The sequence below is a fragment of the Pseudomonas sp. TMW22091 genome, assembly GCF_022496705.1.
GTDB classification, from domain to species: domain Bacteria; phylum Pseudomonadota; class Gammaproteobacteria; order Pseudomonadales; family Pseudomonadaceae; genus Aquipseudomonas; species Aquipseudomonas saxonica.
Genome location: NZ_SCFI01000014.1, coordinates 82,109 through 102,554, shown reverse-complemented (window position 1 = coordinate 102,554; position 20,446 = coordinate 82,109). Strand labels below are relative to the sequence as shown.

Annotated in this window: 21 protein-coding genes; 18 read left to right on the top strand and 3 right to left on the bottom strand. The window is 57.9% G+C overall.

Annotation, left to right across the window (positions count from 1 at the left end):
• Window positions 1-447 precede the first annotated feature (447 nt).
• Window positions 448-1,134: an alpha/beta family hydrolase gene (locus EQV93_RS20550; protein WP_240892339.1), complete on the bottom strand. Its 687-nt coding sequence runs from the start codon at window positions 1,132-1,134 to the stop codon at window positions 448-450.
• A 73-nt stretch (window positions 1,135-1,207) separates the two neighbouring features.
• On the opposite strand from EQV93_RS20550, the gene ccoN (EQV93_RS20545) reads away from it, so the two are divergent.
• From ccoN (EQV93_RS20545) to EQV93_RS20460, 18 genes are all read left to right on the top strand, one after another.
• A complete protein-coding gene (gene ccoN, locus EQV93_RS20545; protein ID WP_122782183.1) occupies window positions 1,208-2,632 on the top strand; it encodes a cytochrome-c oxidase, cbb3-type subunit I in 1,425 nt (474 codons plus the stop codon).
• A gap of 10 nt (window positions 2,633-2,642) precedes the next feature.
• Entirely contained in the window at window positions 2,643-3,251 is a 609-nt protein-coding gene (gene ccoO, locus EQV93_RS20540) for a cytochrome-c oxidase, cbb3-type subunit II (RefSeq protein ID WP_122782182.1), read from the top strand.
• 15 nt (window positions 3,252-3,266) lie between these two features.
• Window positions 3,267-3,458, top strand: coding sequence for a cbb3-type cytochrome oxidase subunit 3 (locus tag EQV93_RS20535; protein ID WP_122782186.1), 192 nt, complete (start codon window positions 3,267-3,269; stop codon window positions 3,456-3,458).
• The gene (gene ccoP, locus EQV93_RS20530) at window positions 3,455-4,393 is read left to right on the top strand and encodes a cytochrome-c oxidase, cbb3-type subunit III (protein WP_240892338.1); all 939 of its coding nucleotides are present in this window, start codon (window positions 3,455-3,457) and stop codon (window positions 4,391-4,393) included. The genes EQV93_RS20535 and ccoP (EQV93_RS20530) overlap by 4 nt, the downstream gene beginning before the upstream one ends.
• 314 nt (window positions 4,394-4,707) lie before the next feature.
• Window positions 4,708-6,150 (top strand): cytochrome-c oxidase, cbb3-type subunit I, encoded by a 1,443-nt coding sequence (ccoN, locus tag EQV93_RS20525; RefSeq protein WP_240892337.1) that lies wholly within the window; start codon window positions 4,708-4,710, stop codon window positions 6,148-6,150.
• On the top strand, window positions 6,150-6,758 hold the full coding sequence (ccoO, locus tag EQV93_RS20520; protein ID WP_122782179.1) for a cytochrome-c oxidase, cbb3-type subunit II: 609 nt from the start codon (window positions 6,150-6,152) through the stop codon (window positions 6,756-6,758). The genes ccoN (EQV93_RS20525) and ccoO (EQV93_RS20520) overlap by 1 nt, the downstream gene beginning before the upstream one ends.
• A gap of 5 nt (window positions 6,759-6,763) precedes the next feature.
• The gene (locus tag EQV93_RS20515) at window positions 6,764-6,955 is read left to right on the top strand and encodes a cbb3-type cytochrome oxidase subunit 3 (RefSeq protein ID WP_122782178.1); all 192 of its coding nucleotides are present in this window, start codon (window positions 6,764-6,766) and stop codon (window positions 6,953-6,955) included.
• Window positions 6,952-7,929 carry a cytochrome-c oxidase, cbb3-type subunit III gene (ccoP, locus tag EQV93_RS20510; protein ID WP_240892336.1) on the top strand — a complete coding sequence of 326 codons (978 nt, stop codon included), beginning with the start codon at window positions 6,952-6,954 and terminating at the stop codon, window positions 7,927-7,929. Before EQV93_RS20515 ends, ccoP (EQV93_RS20510) begins: the two co-directional genes overlap by 4 nt.
• A gap of 130 nt (window positions 7,930-8,059) precedes the next feature.
• Complete coding sequence (locus EQV93_RS20505) at window positions 8,060-8,311, top strand: type II toxin-antitoxin system Phd/YefM family antitoxin (protein WP_122782176.1); 252 nt, start codon at window positions 8,060-8,062, stop codon at window positions 8,309-8,311.
• Window positions 8,311-8,721 carry a type II toxin-antitoxin system VapC family toxin gene (locus EQV93_RS20500; RefSeq protein WP_122782175.1) on the top strand — a complete coding sequence of 137 codons (411 nt, stop codon included), beginning with the start codon at window positions 8,311-8,313 and terminating at the stop codon, window positions 8,719-8,721. The genes EQV93_RS20505 and EQV93_RS20500 overlap by 1 nt, the downstream gene beginning before the upstream one ends.
• A gap of 215 nt (window positions 8,722-8,936) precedes the next feature.
• Window positions 8,937-10,352, top strand: coding sequence for a cytochrome c oxidase accessory protein CcoG (gene ccoG, locus EQV93_RS20495; RefSeq protein WP_146424553.1), 1,416 nt, complete (start codon window positions 8,937-8,939; stop codon window positions 10,350-10,352).
• Window positions 10,353-10,363: 11 nt separating this feature from the next.
• Entirely contained in the window at window positions 10,364-10,900 is a 537-nt protein-coding gene (locus EQV93_RS20490) for a FixH family protein (protein WP_122782173.1), read from the top strand.
• 50 nt (window positions 10,901-10,950) lie between these two features.
• On the top strand, window positions 10,951-13,401 hold the full coding sequence (locus tag EQV93_RS20485; protein WP_240892335.1) for a heavy metal translocating P-type ATPase: 2,451 nt from the start codon (window positions 10,951-10,953) through the stop codon (window positions 13,399-13,401).
• Window positions 13,402-13,421: 20 nt separating this feature from the next.
• Window positions 13,422-13,652: a cbb3-type cytochrome oxidase assembly protein CcoS gene (ccoS, locus tag EQV93_RS20480; RefSeq protein WP_122782171.1), complete on the top strand. Its 231-nt coding sequence runs from the start codon at window positions 13,422-13,424 to the stop codon at window positions 13,650-13,652.
• Complete coding sequence (locus EQV93_RS20475) at window positions 13,645-14,328, top strand: sulfite exporter TauE/SafE family protein (protein ID WP_146424559.1); 684 nt, start codon at window positions 13,645-13,647, stop codon at window positions 14,326-14,328. The genes ccoS and EQV93_RS20475 overlap by 8 nt, the downstream gene beginning before the upstream one ends.
• A gap of 91 nt (window positions 14,329-14,419) precedes the next feature.
• Window positions 14,420-15,802, top strand: coding sequence for an oxygen-independent coproporphyrinogen III oxidase (gene hemN, locus EQV93_RS20470; protein WP_240892334.1), 1,383 nt, complete (start codon window positions 14,420-14,422; stop codon window positions 15,800-15,802).
• Window positions 15,803-15,947: 145 nt separating this feature from the next.
• On the top strand, window positions 15,948-16,682 hold the full coding sequence (gene fnr, locus EQV93_RS20465) for a fumarate/nitrate reduction transcriptional regulator Fnr (protein WP_122782168.1): 735 nt from the start codon (window positions 15,948-15,950) through the stop codon (window positions 16,680-16,682).
• A 57-nt stretch (window positions 16,683-16,739) separates the two neighbouring features.
• Window positions 16,740-17,285, top strand: coding sequence for an adenine phosphoribosyltransferase (locus tag EQV93_RS20460; RefSeq protein WP_146386446.1), 546 nt, complete (start codon window positions 16,740-16,742; stop codon window positions 17,283-17,285).
• A gap of 280 nt (window positions 17,286-17,565) precedes the next feature.
• Here EQV93_RS20460 and EQV93_RS20455 read toward each other — a convergent pair whose 3' ends face one another.
• Both EQV93_RS20455 and EQV93_RS20450 read right to left on the bottom strand, forming a co-directional pair.
• Window positions 17,566-18,492 (bottom strand): ketoacyl-ACP synthase III, encoded by a 927-nt coding sequence (locus EQV93_RS20455; RefSeq protein WP_122782166.1) that lies wholly within the window; start codon window positions 18,490-18,492, stop codon window positions 17,566-17,568.
• A 368-nt stretch (window positions 18,493-18,860) separates the two neighbouring features.
• Window positions 18,861-20,432 carry a flagellar hook-associated protein 3 gene (locus tag EQV93_RS20450; RefSeq protein WP_122782165.1) on the bottom strand — a complete coding sequence of 524 codons (1,572 nt, stop codon included), beginning with the start codon at window positions 20,430-20,432 and terminating at the stop codon, window positions 18,861-18,863.
• Window positions 20,433-20,446 lie beyond the last annotated feature (14 nt).

Genomic DNA, 20,446 nt, shown 5'->3' with positions numbered 1-20,446 from the left:
GGGCGCCTAAAAAAAGAGGAGTGACGGCAAGAAAGCAGGCAGAAGGTGGGCATCCATTTCCCTCAATGTAATGGCTGTGAGGGAATGCGGTACTCGAATCCCCCGTCATGGCTGACAGGGAGGAATTAGATGAGAATACAAAACTCTTGTATGTCGGACTGTTCCGTCTGAGACGACAGAAGCATGCTGTTTTGTTGAAACTCGTCTCTGACAAAAGTCGCTAAGGCGCGAGCGCTATTCCAGTGCACGCGGGGAGAACGTCAGTCCCCGTAGGAGCTGACGAGTCGTGCGAGGCTGCGTTCGACGATGCAATCGTCGCAAACGTGATGAACACCGTGGACCTGAAACACCCAGGCTGAATGGGTTTACGACGGCTTCACCGCCGAACGCAGCCTTCGGCAGCGGCGACACGACTCCTGACGCCGCCGATAGTGCGAAAACAGCACGCTACACAAACCGCGCAATGTGATCGGCCGCCGCATCCAGATGCTGTACATGGGTAAAGCCCGAAGCTTTTAGCGGCTTCAAATCATGATCGCCCGCCACTAACCAAAACAGTTCAATGCTCGGCGCCAGCGTGTAGGCCTCAACCGCTTGGCGGCTGCCCAATGCATCGCGTTCGCCCTGAATAATAAGCGTCGGTGTGTGCAGTTCAGCCAAATGCGCCACACGCGGTTTTTCCGGTTTGCCCGATGCGTAAAACGGATAGCCCAAACACACCAGTGCATCCACGGCCAGTTCGTCCGCCACCAGACTGGCCATTCGCCCACCCATGGATTTACCGCCAATGGCCACGCGCCCAGCGACATGCCGTCGCACCTCGGCGTACACCTCACGCCAGCACTCGAGCAACTTGGCCTGTTGGTTAGGCGGCCTTTTGCCACCCTCGAGTCGACGCTGCGCCATGTAAGGAAACTCAAAGCGCAGCACGTTGAGCCCGCGCGCGGCAAGGCGTTCAGCCATGCCGGTCATCCAGTCGCTGTCCATCGGTGCACCCGCACCGTGAGCCATTATCAGCGTGGTCGGTTCGGCCGTTTTGTGCACGTCAGCCGCTGCATTCCATAACCAGCCCCGATCCTGCACGTACTGCACCCATTGATCCCCGTCAATACCGCCGCCCCTTGCTACGCCCATGCTTGCCTCGCTTTTAGTCTGCCAATAACTCCAGGCGTGCACATGTACTCGCCTGAACCGTGGATGGGGAACCATGAACACTTCAATCAGTACCGCCTACAACTATAAGGTGGTCCGCCAATTTGCCATTATGACGGTGGTTTGGGGCATCGTCGGTATGGGGCTCGGGGTTTTTATCGCCGCGCAGTTGGTCTGGCCCGAACTCAATTTGAATTTGCCCTGGACCAGCTTCGGCCGTCTGCGCCCGCTGCACACCAACGCAGTGATTTTCGCCTTTGGCGGTTGCGCATTGTTCGCGTCCTCCTTCTACACGGTGCAACGCACGTGTCAGGCCACGCTGTTTGCGCCCAGGATTGCGGCCTTTACCTTTTGGGGCTGGCAGTTGGTCATTTTGCTCGCCGCCATCAGCCTGCCCCTGGGCTTCACCAGCTCCAAGGAATATGCCGAGCTGGAATGGCCGATCGACATTTTGATCACCATCGTCTGGGTCGCTTACGCCATCGTGTTTTTCGGCACGATCATGAAGCGCAAGACCAAACACATCTACGTGGGCAATTGGTTCTTCGGCGCGTTTATCGTGACGGTGGCGATTTTGCACATCGTCAATAACCTCGAAATCCCGGTCAGCCTCACCAAGTCCTACTCGCTCTACGGTGGGGCAACGGACGCGATGGTGCAGTGGTGGTATGGCCATAACGCGGTAGGGTTTTTTCTGACAGCGGGCTTTTTGGGGATGATGTACTACTTCGTGCCCAAACAGGCCGAGCGCCCGATCTACTCGTATCGCCTGTCCATCGTGCACTTCTGGGCGCTGATCACCCTGTATATCTGGGCCGGCCCGCACCACTTGCACTACACCGCGCTGCCGGACTGGGCGCAGTCACTGGGCATGGTGATGTCGCTGATTCTGCTGGCCCCCAGTTGGGGCGGCATGATCAACGGCATGATGACGCTCTCGGGCGCCTGGCATAAGTTGCGCAGCGACCCGATCCTGCGCTTTCTGGTGGTGTCGTTGGCCTTCTACGGCATGTCGACTTTCGAGGGCCCGATGATGGCCATCAAGACCGTCAACGCCCTCTCCCACTACACCGACTGGACCATCGGCCACGTTCACGCCGGTGCTCTGGGGTGGGTGGCGATGATTTCGATTGGTGCGCTCTACCACATGATCCCGAAAATCTTCGGACGCCCGCAGATGTACAGCATTGGCCTGATCAACGCGCACTTCTGGGTGGCCACCATCGGCACCGTGCTTTACATCGCCTCGATGTGGGTCAACGGCATCGCTCAAGGCCTGATGTGGCGCGCAGTGAACGAGGACGGCACGCTGACCTACTCCTTCGTCGAAACCCTGGTGGCCAGCCACCCGGGCTATGTCGTGCGCCTGATCGGGGGCGCGATCTTCTTCAGCGGCATGCTGCTGATGGCTTACAACACGTGGCGCACGGTGCGTAACGCCGAGCCCGCTGAAGTCGTTGCCGCCGCGCAGATGGCCTGAGGAGTTCGCCATGAAACATGAAGTGATTGAAAAAAATATCGGCCTGATGCTGTTGCTGATGATTCTGTGCGTGAGCATCGGCGGCCTGACGCAGATCGTCCCGCTGTTCTTTGAAGACGTGACCAACACCCCGGTTGAAGGCATGAAGCCCTACACCGCGTTGCAACTGGAAGGTCGCGACATCTACATCCGTGAAGGCTGCGTGCAGTGTCACTCGCAGATGATTCGCCCGTTCCGCGCTGAAACCGAGCGCTATGGCCACTATTCTGTGGCCGGTGAAAGCGTGTGGGATCACCCCTTCCTGTGGGGTTCAAAACGCACCGGCCCGGATTTGGCACGGGTGGGTGCGCGCTACTCGGATGACTGGCACCGCGCACATTTGTACAACCCGCGCAACGTGGTGCCGGAGTCCAAAATGCCCGCCTACCCCTGGCTGGTCGAATCCCCGGTCGACAGCTCCCACACCGAAACCAAGCTCAAGGTGATGCGCACCCTCGGCGTGCCTTACACCGATGAAGACATCGCCAACGCCAAACAGTCCGTTCAGGGCAAAACCGAGATGGACGCACTCGTGGCCTATCTGCAAGTGCTCGGCACTGCCATCAAGAGCAAGAGGTGAAGGATGGTTCTGGAGATGAGTAGTGGAATGATTCGCGGCCTGGGCACGTTGCTGGTGGCCGTGGCGTTTATCGGCCTGGCACTCTGGGTGTTCAGCCCGCGCCGCAAATCCGAGTTTGAAGACGCCACATTGCTGCCCTTCAAGGACGACCCGCAAGCCCTGAAACACGTCGAGCAAGAGCAAGCGTCGAGGAGTGACAAAGCATGACGACTTTCTGGAGTATCTATATCTGCGTGCTGACCATCGGCACGCTGATAGGCCTGACGTGGCTGCTGGTGGGGACACGCAAAGGCGAAAACAAAGGCGACACCGTCGAGACCATGGGCCATAGCTTTGATGGTATTGAGGAATACGACAATCCGCTGCCCCAGTGGTGGTTTATGTTGTTCGTCGGCACGCTGGTCTTCGGCGTCGGCTATTTGATCCTCTATCCCGGCCTTGGCAACTGGAAAGGTCTGCTGCCGGGTTACGAGAATGGCTGGACGGGGGTTCACGAGTGGCAAAAGGAAATGGACAAGGCGGATGCCCGCTTCGGTCCGATTTTCGCCAAATATGCCGCCATGCCCGTGGAAGAGGTGGCACAAGACCCACAAGCGCTGAAAATGGGCGGTCGCCTGTTTGCCTCAAATTGCTCGGTGTGCCACGGCTCAGATGCCAAGGGTGCCTATGGCTTCCCTAACCTGACTGACAGCACCTGGCGTTGGGGCGGCGACGCCGACACCATCAAGGCTTCCATACTGGGCGGGCGCATTGCCGTGATGCCCGCCTGGGGGCCGGTATTGGGTGAAGACGGGGTCAAAAACGTCGCCGCTTACGTGCGTCACGATCTGGCCGGTTTGCCATTGCCCCAAGGCACCTCGGTCGATCTGAATGTAGGCAAGCAAGCCTTCGAGACCACCTGCGTGGCATGCCACGGCGCCAACGGCAAAGGCATGCAGGCGATGGGCGCCCCGGATTTGACAGTGCCCGAAGCCTATATCTACGGCACCAGCCTGGGGCAATTGCAGCAGACCATCCGCCACGGCCGTCAAGGCCATATGCCGGCGCAAAACGAGCTGCTGGGCAACGACAAGGTGCAGTTACTGGCCGCGTATGTGTTCAGCTTGTCACACGGTAATAAAGAGGAAATAAACGCCGAATAATGCCTGACTCGCTACAGAAGCATCCATGGGGTGCTTCTGTAGAGTTGTATACAACCCTGTGAACAATCTCTGGACATTTGTCCCCGCCTCTTTTACTTTCCTCCCCAGTATCGCCCCGCCAATAGCCATCGCCATTGCCCTGAATGCGACGTGTCTTATAGGTCGTCTTGACCTTACTCACCGCATGAAAAGGCCGCAGAACCTGCGTTGGCGCTCAGTCGACGATGCTACGTTGCGTTGCAATACCCCTATGCTTTACCCATACTTGCGCCGCTTTTTTACCCCTAAAAAATATAAAACCGTGGAACCTTAGAATGAGCACAGCAATCAGTCCGACTGCTTATAACTATAAGGTAGTCCGCCAGTTCGCCATCATGACGGTGGTCTGGGGAATCCTTGGCATGGGGCTCGGGGTCTTTATCGCGTCACAGCTCGTGTGGCCTGAATTGAACTTTGGCCTGGAGTGGACGACTTTCGGCCGCCTACGTCCGCTGCACACCAACCTTGTGATTTTTGCCTTTGGTGGCTGTGCTCTTTTTGGTACGTCTTATTACGTCGTACAGCGCACCTGCCAGACCCGCCTGATCTCTGATTCGCTGGCCTCGTTCACCTTTTGGGGGTGGCAGGCGGTCATTGTCGGCGCGATCATCACCTTGCCCCTGGGTTACACCACCACTAAAGAATACGCAGAGCTGGAATGGCCTTTGGCGATTTTGCTGGCCATCGTTTGGGTGGCTTACGGCATGGTGTTCTTTGGCACCATCACCAAGCGCAAAACCAAACATATCTACGTCGGCAACTGGTTCTACGGGGCCTTTATTGTGGTCACGGCGATGTTGCACATCGTTAACCACGCGTCGTTGCCAGTCAGTTTTTTCAAGTCCTACTCCGCATACGCCGGTGCGACCGACGCCATGATTCAGTGGTGGTATGGCCACAACGCAGTAGGGTTTTTCCTGACAACAGGCTTTCTGGGCATGATGTATTACTTCGTGCCCAAACAAGCTGAACGTCCGATCTACTCATATCGCTTGTCCATCGTGCACTTCTGGGCGCTGATCACCCTGTATATCTGGGCCGGCCCGCACCACCTGCACTACACCGCGCTGCCGGACTGGGCTCAATCGCTGGGCATGGCCATGTCGATCATCCTGCTGGCACCCAGCTGGGGCGGCATGATCAACGGCATGATGACCCTGTCGGGGGCCTGGCATAAGTTGCGCACCGACCCGATCCTGCGCTTTCTGGTGGTGTCACTGGCCTTCTACGGCATGTCGACCTTCGAAGGCCCGATGATGGCCATCAAGACCGTCAACGCCCTCTCCCACTACACCGACTGGACCATTGGCCACGTACACGCGGGGGCATTGGGCTGGGTCGCAATGATTACGATCGGCTCCATGTACCACATGATCCCGAAAATCTACGGCCAGAAGCAGATGTACAGCGTCGGCCTGATCAACGTGCACTTCTGGCTGGCGACCATTGGTACCGTGCTGTATATCGCCTCGATGTGGGTCAACGGCATCACTCAGGGGTTAATGTGGCGTGCGATCAACGAAGACGGCACGTTGACCTACTCATTCGTCGAAGCCCTGCAAGCCAGCCATCCGGGCTTTATCGTTCGCGCACTGGGTGGGGCCATTTTCGCCAGCGGCATGCTGTTCATGGCGTATAACGTCTGGCGCACCGTCCGGGCATCGAACCCGGTAGAAGCAGAAGCAGCGAGCCAGATCGCTGTCGTGGGAGTCCACTGATGAAGCACGAAGCAGTCGAGAAAAATATCGGCCTCATGGCGTTGTTGATGGTCATTGCCGTCAGCATCGGGGGCCTGACCCAGATTGTTCCGCTGTTTTTCCAGGACGTCACCAATAACCCGGTCGAAGGCATGAAGCCGCGTACCGCGCTGGAACTGGAAGGCCGCGATGTCTACATCGCCAACGGTTGTGTGGGCTGTCACTCGCAAATGATACGGCCGTTCCGAGCCGAAACAGAACGCTATGGCCACTATTCCGTGGCCGGTGAAAGTGTCTGGGATCATCCCTTCCTGTGGGGCTCCAAGCGCACCGGCCCAGACCTGGCCCGTGTCGGTGGGCGTTACTCCGATGACTGGCAGCGAGCCCACTTATACAACCCGCGCAACGTGGTGCCGGAATCGATCATGCCGGCTTACCCGTTTCTGGTGGAACGCACCCTGGACGGCAAAGACACGGCCAAAAAAATGGAAGTCTTGCGCACCCTGGGCGTGCCTTACACCGACGAAGACATCGCCGGAGCCAAGGATGCCGTCAAAGGGAAAACCGAAATGGATGCGCTGGTGGCCTACCTTCAGGGCCTGGGCACTCTGATCAAAAGCAAACGGTGATCTGAATGGATATCGGGATGATTCGTGGCCTGGGCACTGTGGTCGTGATGGTGGCTTTTATCGGTTTGGCCTTGTGGGTATTCAGCCCCAAGCGCAAATCGGAATTCGATGACGCAACCCTGTTGCCGTTCAAGGACGATCCTGAAGCCATCAAGCACATCGAACAAGAACAAGCGTCCAGGAGTAACAAAGAATGACTAGCTTTTGGAGCTGGTACATCACCGTCCTCACGCTGGGCACCATTTTCGCGTTGACCTGGTTGTTGCTGGACACCCGCAAGGGACAACGCAGCGAGCAGACCGATGAGAAAGTCGGGCATGCCTACGACGGTATCGAAGAGTTCGACAACCCGCTGCCCAATTGGTGGTTCTGGCTGTTTGTGGGCACCATCGTATTCGCCTTGGGGTATCTGGTGCTCTACCCCGGCTTGGGTAACTGGAAAGGCATCCTGCCCGGCTATGAAGCGCTGGACACCAAAAATGACACGGCTTTTGCCAATGGCCAGACCGGCTGGACGGGCGTGCATGAGTGGGAAAAGGAAATGGCCAAAGCGGACGCTAAATACGGGCCGATCTTCGCCAAATTCGCCGCCATGCCCATAGAAGAGGTCGCCAAAGACCCGCAAGCCCTGAAAATGGGCGGTCGGCTGTTTGCCTCCAACTGCTCGGTGTGTCACGGCTCCGATGCAAAAGGTGCCTATGGCTTCCCCAACCTGACCGACGCTGACTGGCGCTGGGGCGCTACCCCCGACAAAATCAAGGAAAGCATCATGGCCGGGCGCCATGCAGTAATGCCTGGCTGGTCAGAGGTCATTGGTGAACAAGGTGTCAGCGATGTTGCCGCGTATGTATTGACCCAGCTCGATGACCGCAAACTGCCTGAAGGGGTGAAGGCTGACCCGGCCAAGGGGCAAGCTCTGTTCGCCACCAACTGCGCGGTTTGCCACGGCCCCGAAGGTAAAGGCAACCCACTGATGGGCGCGCCAGATCTGACGCATCCGGGCGCTTTTATCTACGGATCAAGCTTCGCTCAATTGCAGCAGACCATTCGTTACGGCCGTCAGGGTCAGATGCCTGCTCAAGCGCAGTTACAAGGCAATGACAGGGTTCACCTGCTGGCGGCCTATGTCTACAGCCTGTCTCATGGCGAAAGCGCCAAAGCGCAGGAGTAGAAAGTCAGTTATCGCACTGAAAACGGCTCCCCGTTGCGGAGCCGTTTTGTTACAGGCTGCTTTTTCAGTTGCACCACAAACGCCAAGAGTAGTAACGTTTCTACATTATCAGGTTAGGGAGGTTTTCCTCATGGCTATCACCACCATTTCAAGTCGCGAATTCAATCAAGACACAAGCGGTGCCAAAAAAGCCGCCCAGCAAGGGCCTGTTTACATCACCGATCGTGGCCGCCCTGCTCATGTACTGCTATGCATGGAGGAGTACCAACGACTGACCGGCCTGAATACCAGCATCGTCGACCTGCTTGTCATGCCTGATTCGGCGCCGGTTGAATTTGAACCCGAACGCGCAGCCATCACGCCGCGCTCCCTGGATTTTTAATGTTCTTACTCGACACCAATGTGATCTCGGAGCTTCGTAAACCCCAGGCTGACCCGGCAGTGGTTGCCTGGGCGCATGGCGTTGAGGCGTACAAACTGTATATATCCGCCATCACCTTGCTTGAAATCGAAACAGGCATATTGCGCTTGGAACGGCGCGACACAGCGCAGGCAGCCATCTTGCGTACCTGGCTTGAAGGTCATGTGATTCCCGCCTTCGCAGGCCGTGTGCTGTCGATTGACAGTCATGTTGCGCGCCGTTGCGCCCGCCTGCATGTCCCGGACCGCGGCAACGAGTGCGATGCCCTGATCGGCGCCACAGCACTGGTTCATGGCATGACCCTGGTCACTCGCAACGCCAAGGATTTCTGCTTCGAGGGCGTTCGCGTGATCAACCCCTGGGAGCTTTGAATCAAGCCTTTCGACCCTCGGTCAGTGCACGAAGTCAATTGATCCACGTCATCATTTTGAGCAATCGCTACACCAAACTTGCACCCCCGTGAACGCGACCAAAGGTCGCACCCCTGCGCTGGATTCACGCAGGTATCATTACGCCACTGCACCACCTTCTGACCGCGGTTGGCATGTACTGACCGAGGCATTTTCCACTGCCGTGGGACGACCCAATGAGCAACCAGATTCCTGCCAACGATGTCACTGCATCTGCTGAAAAAACACCGCAGACCGTCGACCTTTACGCGCCCCGAGAGAAGATTTATACCCGAGCCTTCACCGGTTTCTTCCGCAATCTGCGCATGGTCGGTGGCGCATTTCTGTTCTTGCTGTATTTCGGCACGGTCTGGCTGAACTGGGGCGGTCACCAGGCGGTGTGGTGGAACCTTCCCGAGCGTAAATTCTTTATTTTTGGTGCAACGTTCTGGCCACAGGATTTCATCCTGCTATCGGGCCTGCTGATCGTCGCCGCCTTTGGCCTGTTTTTTATTACGGTGTACGCCGGGCGTGTGTGGTGCGGCTATACCTGCCCGCAAAGCGTGTGGACATGGGTCTTCATGTGGTGCGAAAAGGTCACAGAAGGCGACCGCAACCAGCGTATCAAGCTCGACAAGGCGCCCATGAGCGCCAACAAGTTCCTTCGCAAACTCGGCAAACACAGCCTGTGGCTACTGATCGGCTTTGTCACCGGCATGACCTTTGTCGGCTACTTCTCGCCCATTCGCGAACTGGTCATCGAATTCTTCACCGGCCAGGCCGATGGCTGGGCGTATTTCTGGGTCGGCTTTTTCACTCTGGCCACTTACGGCAATGCCGGCTGGCTGCGCGAACAGGTGTGCATTTACATGTGCCCTTATGCGCGTTTCCAGAGCGTCATGTTCGACAAGGACACACTGATCGTCTCGTATGACCCACGGCGTGGCGAGCAGCGCGGCCCGCGCAAAAAAGACAGCGACTACAAGGCCCAGGGTCTGGGCGACTGTGTCGACTGCACCTTGTGCGTGCAAGTCTGCCCTACCGGTATCGACATTCGCGACGGCCTGCAAATTGAATGCATAGGCTGCGCGGCCTGCATCGACGCCTGTGACAGCATCATGGACAAGATGAACTACCCACGCGGGCTCATCAGCTACACCACTGAACACAATCTTTCGGGGCAGAAAACCCACACACTTCGCCCACGCCTGATCGGCTATGCCGTGGTGTTACTGGCCATGATGGGCCTGCTGGCCGCAGCATTTTTCACCCGCTCGCTGGTCGGGTTTGATGTCAGTAAAGACCGGGTGCTCTACCGCGAAAACGCACAAGGCCGGGTCGAAAACGTCTACAGCCTGAAAATCATGAACAAAGACCAGCACGACCATACGTACGTGCTGGAGGCCACCGGCCTGCCTGATCTGAAACTGCAAGGCAAACGCGAAATCCAGGTCGCAGCCGGCGACATTGTCAGCCTGCCGGTCGAGCTGTCGGTTGCACCCGAGCAGCTGCCGTCCAGCACCAACGAGGTGTTTTTCATCCTCAAGGATGCCGACAACCCCGACATCAACGTCAAAGCCAAGAGCCGCTTCATCGGCCCACTCATCAGATAAGAGAAACTGTCATGCCCGCAGCAAACGGCTCCAGCCCTTGGTACAAGCACATTTGGCCGTGGATCATCATTGCCATTCTTGCCTGCTCGGTGACCTTGACCCTGTCGATGGTGACGATCGCCGTCAATAACCCGGATCACTTGGTCAACGACAACTACTACGAAGCCGGTAAAGGCATCAACCGCTCACTGGATCGCGAGATGCTCGGCCAGACGCTGCAACTGCAAGCCAAGCTGCGTCTGGACGAAATGACCGGAGAAGTGGTGTTGCTGCTCGAAGGCAACAGCCACCCAGCCATGCTGGAGCTGAACCTGATTTCACCGACACAACCGGAAAAAGACCGCCGCATCAGCCTCAAACAAAGCCCTTCGGAGCCGGGGCGCTACACCGGCCAACTGGATGACAAGGTTGAAGGGCGCCGCTTCGTTGAATTGCTGGGTGTCGAGAACGGCAAGACCTGGCGCCTGTTCGAAGAAGAAGAGGTCGATCACGACAAAGACCTGATGCTGGGTGATGAGCCGATTCAAGGCGCCGAAGTTCATCACTAACAACACCCCATCGCGAGCCTGCTTGCGCCCCCCTTTCGCGAAAGAGCGCCATGACCACTCCTGTTACCTGCTACCACTGCGCCCTGCCCGTTCCGTCCGGCAGCCAGTTTACGGCTGTCGTATTGGGCCACATTCGCGAATTTTGCTGCCCGGGCTGCCAGGCTGTGGCCGAAGCCATCGTGGCTGGCGGACTCGAAAGCTATTACCAGCACCGCAGTGAAGCCTCTGCCAACCCTCAAGCGCTCCCCCTGCAACTGAGCGAAGAACTGGCGCTGTACGATCGCCCCGAGGTGCAACAGCCCTTTGTGCGACACACCGATGAACAGGCCGAAACGACCTTGCTGATGGAGGGCATCAGTTGTGCCGCCTGCGGCTGGCTCATCGAAAAAGACCTGCTGCGTCTGCCCGCTGTCAGCGAGGCGCGGCTTAACCTGACCAATCACCGCCTGCATGTGCGCTGGAATGACCGCCAGTTGCCACTGAGTGAAATACTCCGCGAGCTGCGCCATATCGGTTATGCCGCGCACCCCTATCAGGCGGATCGAGCTACCGAGCAACTGGCCAGCGAGAACCGGCGGGCCTTGCGCCAGCTGGGGGTGGCCGGGCTACTGTGGTTTCAGGCAATGATGGCAACCATGGCCACCTGGCCCGAATTCAACACCGACCTCAGCCCCGAGATGCACACCATCCTGCGCTGGGTGGCGCTGTTTCTCACCACACCTATCGTGTTCTACAGTTGCGCGCCCTTTTTCAAAGGCGCGATGCGCGACCTGCGCACCCGGCACCTGACCATGGACATCTCGGTTTCACTAGCCATTGGCAGCGCCTATATCGCGGGTATCTGGACCGCGATCACCGGGGTCGGCGAGCTGTATTTCGATGCAGTCGGCATGTTCGCCTTGTTTTTGCTGGCCGGGCGCTATCTGGAACGCCGCGCCCGCGAGCGCACCGCGGCGGCCACCGCACAACTGGTTAACTTGCTGCCCGCTTCTTGCTTACGCGTGAGCGAAGACGGCCAGAGCGAACGCATCCTGCTGAGCGAACTGAACGTCGGCGACACCGTATTGGTTCACCCCGGAGCGACGCTGCCGGCCGACGGCAAGATTCTCGAAGGCGTGACCCGCATTGACGAATCCGTACTGACCGGCGAATACCTGCCGCAACCCCGTGGCGCAGGCGATGCCGTGACCGCAGGCACGTTGAATGTCGAAGGGGCCCTGACTGTTGAAGTGTTGGCACTGGGTCAAGACACTCGCCTGTCGGCCATTGTGCGCTTGCTGGATCGCGCCCAGACCGAAAAACCACAGCTCGCTGAAATTGCTGACAAAGCTGCGCAATGGTTCCTGCTGTTTTCGTTGATTGCGGCACTTGTGATTGGCCTCCTGTGGTGGCAGCTCGATCCCACGCGAGCCTTCTGGATTGTACTGGCCATGCTGGTAGCCACCTGCCCTTGCGCCTTGTCCTTGGCGACTCCGACTGCCCTCACTGCTGCCACTGGCACCCTGCATAAACTGGGGTTGCTGCTGACTCGCGGGCACGTGATCGAAGGTTTGAACCAGATTGATACGGTGATTTTCGACAAAACCGGCACCCTCACCGAAGGCCGTCTGGCCTTAAGAGCCATCCACCCCTTGCGTGAGCTGGACAGCGAGCAGTGCCTGAGTCTCGCCGCAGCCCTCGAAAACCGTTCCGAACACCCTATCGCCCGCGCTTTTGGCCGCGCCCCGCAAGCCGCCGAGGACGTGCTTAGCACACCCGGGCTGGGCCTCGAAGGCCGGGTCGGTGAACAGCGCTTGCGTATCGGCCAGCCGGCGTTCGTCTGCGAACTGAGCCACGACGTCGTACCGGCCCTGCCAGATGAGCCCGGTCAATGGCTGCTGCTGGGCGACACCCAGGGGGCCCTGGCCTGGCTGGTGCTCGATGACCGCCTGCGGGCTGATGCACCTGCCCTGGTAGCGGCGTGCAAGGCCCGCGGCTGGCATACGCTACTGCTCTCCGGGGACAGCTCGCCTATGGTCGCCAGTGTGGCCAACACGCTGGGCATTGATGAAGCACTGGGCGGGATGCGCCCCGATGACAAATTACAGGTACTGCAACGCTTGCATGCCCAAGGCCGCAAAGTTCTGATGCTGGGTGACGGGGTGAACGATGTGCCCGTGCTGGCGGCTGCCGACATCAGCGTAGCGATGGGTTCAGCCACTGACCTGGCCAAAACCAGCGCCGATGCAGTGTTGCTGTCCAATCGTCTGGAGGCGTTGGTGCAAGCGTTCAGTCTGGCTCGGCGCACGCGCCGGGTCATCATCGAAAACCTGCTGTGGGCCGGGCTGTACAATGGCCTTATGCTGCCCTTTGCAGCGCTCGGCTGGATCACCCCCGTCTGGGCCGCCATCGGCATGTCGATCAGCTCGTTGACGGTTGTGCTCAATGCCTTGCGCCTGACCCGCCTGCCGGATCAGGCGCCCACCCGCCCCACCGCAGAGGCCCGCCCGCAAGCGGCCTGAACCCGTAGCTTGGAGCCTCTATGCCAGCGCTTTACATCATGATTCCGGCGGCCTTGTTGATTGTCGCCATCGCGATCTACATCTTCTTCTGGGCGGTGGACAGCGGCCAGTACGACGACCTGGACAGCCCGGCGCACAGCATCCTGTTTGATGAACAGGACCCCCAGCACACGGCGGCTGTCGAAGAAGCCAGGCGCCAGCATCCTGCGCCCGCTCAGGACAACGACACCTCGGCGCCACCCCATGCTTGAGCTCGCCCCCCTACTGGTATCGGCAGTGATACTGGGGCTGCTGGGCGGCGGCCATTGCCTGGGCATGTGTGGTGGCTTGATGGGCGCTTTGACAATGGCCATTCCCAAAGAGCAACGCAGCCGACGCTTCAGGCTGTTGTTGGCGTACAACCTGGGCCGAATTCTCAGCTATGGGTGCGCAGGTTTGCTGCTGGGGCTGGCCGGGTGGGCGGTCGCCAACAGCCCCGCAGCCCTGTTCATGCGCCTGCTGGCCGGGTTACTGCTGATCTGCATGGGCCTGTACCTGGCCGGTTGGTGGAGCGGACTGACCCGCATCGAACGTATGGGACGCGGCCTGTGGCGACATATTCAACCCGTGGCCAACCGGCTGCTGCCGGTATCGAGCCTGCCCCGCGCCTTGCTGCTGGGTGCACTGTGGGGCTGGCTGCCGTGCGGGTTGGTGTACAGCACCCTGATCTGGTCAGCCAGCCAAGGCAACGCGATGGATAGCGCCTTGCTCATGCTGGCGTTCGGCCTTGGCACATGGCCTGTATTGCTCGCCACCGGGCTTGCTGCCGAGCGGGTCACGGCGCTGTTGCGCAAGCGCAGCGTACGCATGGCCGGGGGTTTGCTGGTCATTGCCTTCGGTATCTGGACCCTGCCCGGCCCACACCAGCATTGGTTGATGGGCCACTGATACACATCAGCCGTTGATGCATATCAAGGCCTGACCCATTTCCAGCCCCTAGAATCCAGAGCATTGACAGCCATCCCAGGGGAATGCCCGCATGCTCGACGCCATTCGTTGGGACTCAACTTTAATTCGCCGCTACGATATTGCCGGGCCCCGCTACACCTCATACCCGACGGCGGTGCAGTTCAATAATCAGGTCAGCCCCTTCGACCTGTTGCATGCTCTGCGCGAAAGCCGCAAGGCGCTGCGCCCGCTGTCGCTGTATGTGCACGTGCCCTTTTGCGCCAATATTTGCTACTACTGCGCCTGCAACAAGGTCATCACCAAAGACCGTGGTCGAGCGCAGCCTTACCTGCAACGACTGGAACAAGAAATCCATAAAGTCGCCTGCCACCTTGACCCCAGACAAAAAGTTGAACAATTGCACTTTGGCGGGGGCACACCGACGTTTCTCAGCCACGATGAGCTGCGCCAGCTGATGCTGACATTGCGCAAACATTTCAACTTGCTGGATGACGACTCGGGCGATTACGGCATCGAAATCGATCCGCGAGAAGCTGACTGGTCAACCATGGGCCTGTTGCGCGAGCTGGGTTTCAACCGCGTCAGCATTGGCCTGCAAGACCTCGACCCGCAAGTGCAGCGCGCCGTGAATCGCCTGCAAAGCATGGAAGAAACCCGCGCGGTGATCGACGCTGCCCGCACCTTGCAGTTTCGCTCGATCAATATTGACCTGATCTATGGGTTGCCCAAACAAACCCCGCAAGCCTTCGCGCATACCATCGAAGAAGTGATCAGCCTGCAGCCGGATCGTTTGTCCGTATTCAATTACGCGCACTTGCCCGAGCGCTTCATGCCACAGCGGCGGATCAACCCTCTGGAGCTGCCCTCACCCGCTGAAAAGCTACAGATGCTTGAGCACACCATTGAGCAATTGACCCGCGCCGGTTACCGCTACATCGGCATGGATCATTTCGCCCTGCCGGACGACGAACTGGCCATCGCTCAGGAAGAATCAACACTGCAACGCAATTTTCAGGGTTATACCACCCACGGCCATTGCGACCTGATCGGGCTTGGCGTATCGGCCATTAGCCAGATCGGCGACCTGTACTGTCAGAACAACAGCGACCTGACGCAGTACCAGCACGCCCTGAGCAGCGGTCAGCTCGCCACCAGCCGCGGGCTGGTGTGCAATCAGGATGATCGAATTCGCCGCGAGGTCATTCAACACATCATCTGCAACCTGCACCTGCCGTTCGCCCCTGTAGAACAAGCCTTCAACATCGACTTTCGGGGTTACTTTGCCCCGCAGTGGCCCGCCTTGCAGCGAATGGCAGCCGATGGCTTGATCGCCCTGGACGCTGAACAATTGACCGTGCTGCCCGCAGGCCGATTACTGGTGCGTTCTGTGTGCATGGTCTTCGATGCGTACCTGGAAAAGGCCAATCGAGAACGATTTTCGCGAGTGATCTAAGTGCTTTTAACGTTCATCAACCTGTTAATCCTGCGTGATGCCGCCATGAGACTTAGGTCGCGGCACCGCTATGGTGCACTGGCCTCGACCTCGTGGCTGAGTTACCCTTGCAACTTATGTGTGTTTTCCCACAAGGATTGAAGAAATGTCCGAGCCAGTAAAACTGCGCGCTCATAGTCAGGCCAACTGCAAGGATTGCAGCCTGGCCCCTCTTTGTTTGCCACTTTCGTTGAATCTGGAAGACATGGATGCGTTGGAGGAAATCGTCAAGCGCGGTCGTCCCTTGAAAAAAGGCGAGTTTCTGTTTCGCCAGGGCGATCCTTTTGGCTCGGTCTACGCGGTACGCTCCGGGGCACTGAAGACATTCAGCCTGAGCGACTCGGGCGAAGAGCAAATCACTGGCTTTCATCTGCCCAGCGAGTTGGTGGGTTTATCCGGCATGGGCACAGAGGCGTACCCCGTCTCCGCACAGGCACTGGAGACCACACCGGTATGCGAAATACCCTTTGAGCGTCTGGACGAACTGTCCGTACAACTGCCGCAACTGCGCCGCCAGCTGATGCGCATCATGAGCCGCGAAATTCGTGACGATCAGCAAATGATGTTGTTGCTCTCGAAAAAGACCGCCGATGAGCGGATTGCCACCTTTTTGGTGAATCTGTCGGCGCGCTTCCGGGCTCGCGGCTTCTCTGCAAACCAGTATCGTCTGAGCATGTCGCGCAATGAAATCGGTAACTACCTGGGCCTGGCCGTTGAAACTGTTTCTCGCGTGTTTACCCGCCTGCAAGAAAACGAGTTGATCCAGGCAGAGGGCAAGGAAGTCCATATTCTTGACCCGATCAAGCTATGCGCCTTGGCCGGTGGCTCACTGGAAGTCTGAATTCGTCACGGTCCGGGTTATACTGACGCGCTTAACGCACACCAGGATAGCCCGACCATGGTCGCCGACGATTTTTGCCTCAAACCCTTGATTCGCCCTGTAGTTGACTTCCCTAAAAAGGGCGTCATTTTCCGCGATATCACGCCGCTGTACCAATCACCACGTGCCATGCGTGTCATCGCCGATACCTTTATCCACCGTTACGTCGAGGCTGATTTCAGCCACATCGGCGCAATGGACGCGCGCGGCTTTCTAATCGGTTCGGTGCTCGCGCATCAGCTCAACAAACCGTTAGTTCTATTTCGCAAGCAAGGGAAGTTGCCTGCTGACGTATTGGCCGAGGGCTATCAGACAGAATATGGCGAAGCCTTTCTTGAAGTGCACGCTGACAGCTTGTGCGAAGGCGACTCGCTGCTGATCGTCGATGACCTGATCGCTACGGGCGGCACACTGATCGCCGCCGCCAACCTGGTACGACGCATGGGGGCGCAGGTGTTTGAAGCCGCCGCCATTATTGATTTGCCAGAACTGGGCGGCTCCAAGCGCTTGCAAGAAATGGGCGTGCCCACCTTCTGCCTGACCGAGTTCTCGCTCACAGAATGATTGATGGCACCTTCACTCTCGTGCTCAAGGCATACAGTACGGTTTCTTGTGTTTGCCGAGAGATCCGCCAGGCAGGAGACGTAGCCTCGCGGAGCTCGTCAACTGCTACGGATTTCGGGATCTAGCGCGCTCTGTTGATCTTGATCTGGCTTTTGATCTATCAGCAACCACGCTGGCCTCACACAGGTTTTGCGCAGCGGGTGACCCCAACGCAAAACGCCCATGGCGTATCAGGCCATGGGCGTTTTGATCGTACCGCTTGAAGCGTGCAGCCTGTTCTCTACGGCCGATAGATAATCGCCGAGCCCCACGACAAGCCCACACCGAAGCCGCTGAGCGCAACGCGCTTCCAGGTGGCGTCCATCACGTGTTTTTCCAGCAGCAGCGGAATGCTCGAAGACACGGTATTGCCGGTCTCGACCATATCCTTGATGAACTTCTCAGGCTCACCCTCAAAACGACGGGCGACCGCATCGACAATCGCCGCACTGCCCTGATGGATGCAGAACGCGTCGATGTCTTGAGAGGTCAAGTTCGACTCTTCCATCAGCTCATGCAAGTGCGCAGGCACTTTAAGCAGCGCAAAGTTGAACACCTGACGACCGTTCATAAAGAACACGCCATCGCTGACCTTCAAGTGCGGCGCCCCGGAGCCGTCGGTGCCGAACTTGGCCTTGCCCAGCTGCCAGGGAGCGTCTTCACCCATCCAGGTAGCCGTGGCAGCGTCGCCAAACAGCATGGTGGTGTTGCGGTCTTCAGGGTCGACGATTTTCGAATACGGGTCGGCAGTGATCAGCAGGCCGTTTTTCAGGCCTGTGGCTTCCATGAAGCCTTTCATCGCGTAAATGCCGTAGACATACCCCGAGCACCCCAGGGAAATATCAAAGGCGGCGACGTGGGTCGGCAGACCCAGCTTGTCTTGAACGATGGCAGCGGTGTGTGGCAAGCCTTCTGCATCACCGTTTTGGGTTACGACGATCAGCGCGTCGATGGATTCGCGCTTGAGCTGCGGATTGTTGGCGAACAGCGCATTGACAGCTTCGACACACAGATCCGAGGTTTCCTGGTCAGCACCTTTGCGCGGCAGGAAGGCCGAGCCAATCTTGCCCAGAATGAATTCTTCGTCCTTGGAGAATTTCGCGCCTTGGGCGTAGTTGTCTACGCCGTCTGCAGGCACGTAACTGGCGATGCTTTTAATGCCAATCATTGTGGCTTCCCAATACTGAATAGCTGGAGATCACCGCTCGAACAATCGAGGGGCGTTAACAATAAAAGGGCTTGAATGGGCGCCTGAAAATACAAAAAAAAGCCCGTAAATGGCTCGGCACCCGCCCGTATGCTGCACACGATACAGTGAGATGCGCGTTGTGACTCACAGGTCACGCTATTTTGTATGGTTTTTCAAAACATTTCGCGCGATACCTGGCGATTCGTAGCAGCTGCCGCAGGCTGCGTCCGATTGCGAAGCGATCGCAAAACCTGCCAGATGTGTGCGACGCCCCCTTCAAATCGCTGAATTTACGACGGCTTCGCCGCCGGACGCAGCCTGCGGCAGCTGCTACGTATTTGAGTGCGTCAGAGCTGGTTAAACAGGCTCAACTGGGCGATTTTGACGAACGCCAGTTGCGAGGCTTCCAACATGGCTTTCTGGAACGCCAGATCAACCGACGCACTGGCCATATCGGTATTGCCAATGGCCGACATGGTGGTGTCATTGGCCAGGCCCATGCTGGTGTTGGCGTCCGCCTGAATATCAATGGCGTTAAGGCGCGAGCCAATGGAACCACGCGCTATGTCCACGTGCTCGCTGGCATTGCTCAAATTACCGATGGTAGCGCTGAGCACATCGCGCTGCTTGAGCTTGGCCACCGGATCATTATCGGTGGGTACCAATAGCGCCTTGCGAATCTCGCTGAGTGTGTCCAGAGCACTCTGGTTTTTGTGGTTATCAGCACTCACCACAAATTGGTCGCCCGCCTTGGGCGCATCTGAGAAATCAAATTTAACCCCGGCCGCCGTCACCGAAGTACCGGTCATGGTGCCTTCGGCCAGCGGCTTGCTGTTGGCGCTCAATGGCTGCGCAAACACTTGATATTCGGTGTCGCTAGTGAATTTGATCACCGCCCCGCTGCTGGGGAAGCTGTCACTGTACTTTTTCGTGTCAGCGATACTCGCACTGGTCAATTGCGCCGTAGAGGTATTGCTCGGGGTGCGTGACACATTGAAGCTGTCGGGCTTGGCTTCAAGCGTAAAGGCCTTGTTCTTGGCCAGTGCATCCTGAGCCACAGTGTCCTCAGCGCCGCTGAAATCCATGCCGATATCAAACTGAACGCCGCGCAAGTTGACGCTGTGAGCGCCTTCTTTGGTTGAATCGAACGTCCCGTTACCGGCTATTTCAGAGGTAATGTCCTTACCCGCGCCATCAGTCAAGGTGAACTGAGTGCTGCTGGTGAACGTCAAGGTGTAGGGCTGACCAGCCGTAAACCCTTGGTCATACACCGCCGTTGATGTCACCGTGCCCGCGGTAATAGACACCTTGCCATCATTGACCGCCGGAGGCAGCAGCGTTGCTTGAGTGCGCCCGGTATTCGGGGAGCCTTCCAGAAAACTGCGGGCAGTGTCACTGCCGGCCATCGTGATGGTGTCCGAGACTTTCAGGTTCAGCTGAATGTCATCGCCCTGGTAGGTATAGGTGCCGTCATTGTTGCGCGCATACGGCGGCGTTGAGGTTTTGGAACCCGAAAACATGTAGTTGCCGTCGGCATCCTTGCTGTTAAGCAAGCTGAAGACTTGTTCTTCGATGCCGCCAATTTCATTGGCTATAGAAGAACGGTCGGCATCACTGATAATGCCACCCGCCTGAATGGTCAGGTTTTTAGCCTTTTGCAGCGCCGTATTGATGCTGTCCAGAATGCTTTCCTGATTGTTCAGGGAAGCCTTGATGGTATTCATGTTGGTGCTGTACTGCCCCAGCATGTCTTTTTGCTGCTGCAACAATAACAACTGCGCAGCACCGGCCGGGTCATCACCTGCGGACTGGATGCGCACACCCGAGTCAATCTGGGTCTGGGTTTTCACCACCGACGAAAAATTGTTCTGATAGGTCGCGCTGGTCGACTCATAAAACTGGGATGTGGAAATGCGCATCGTCGAAGGCTCCC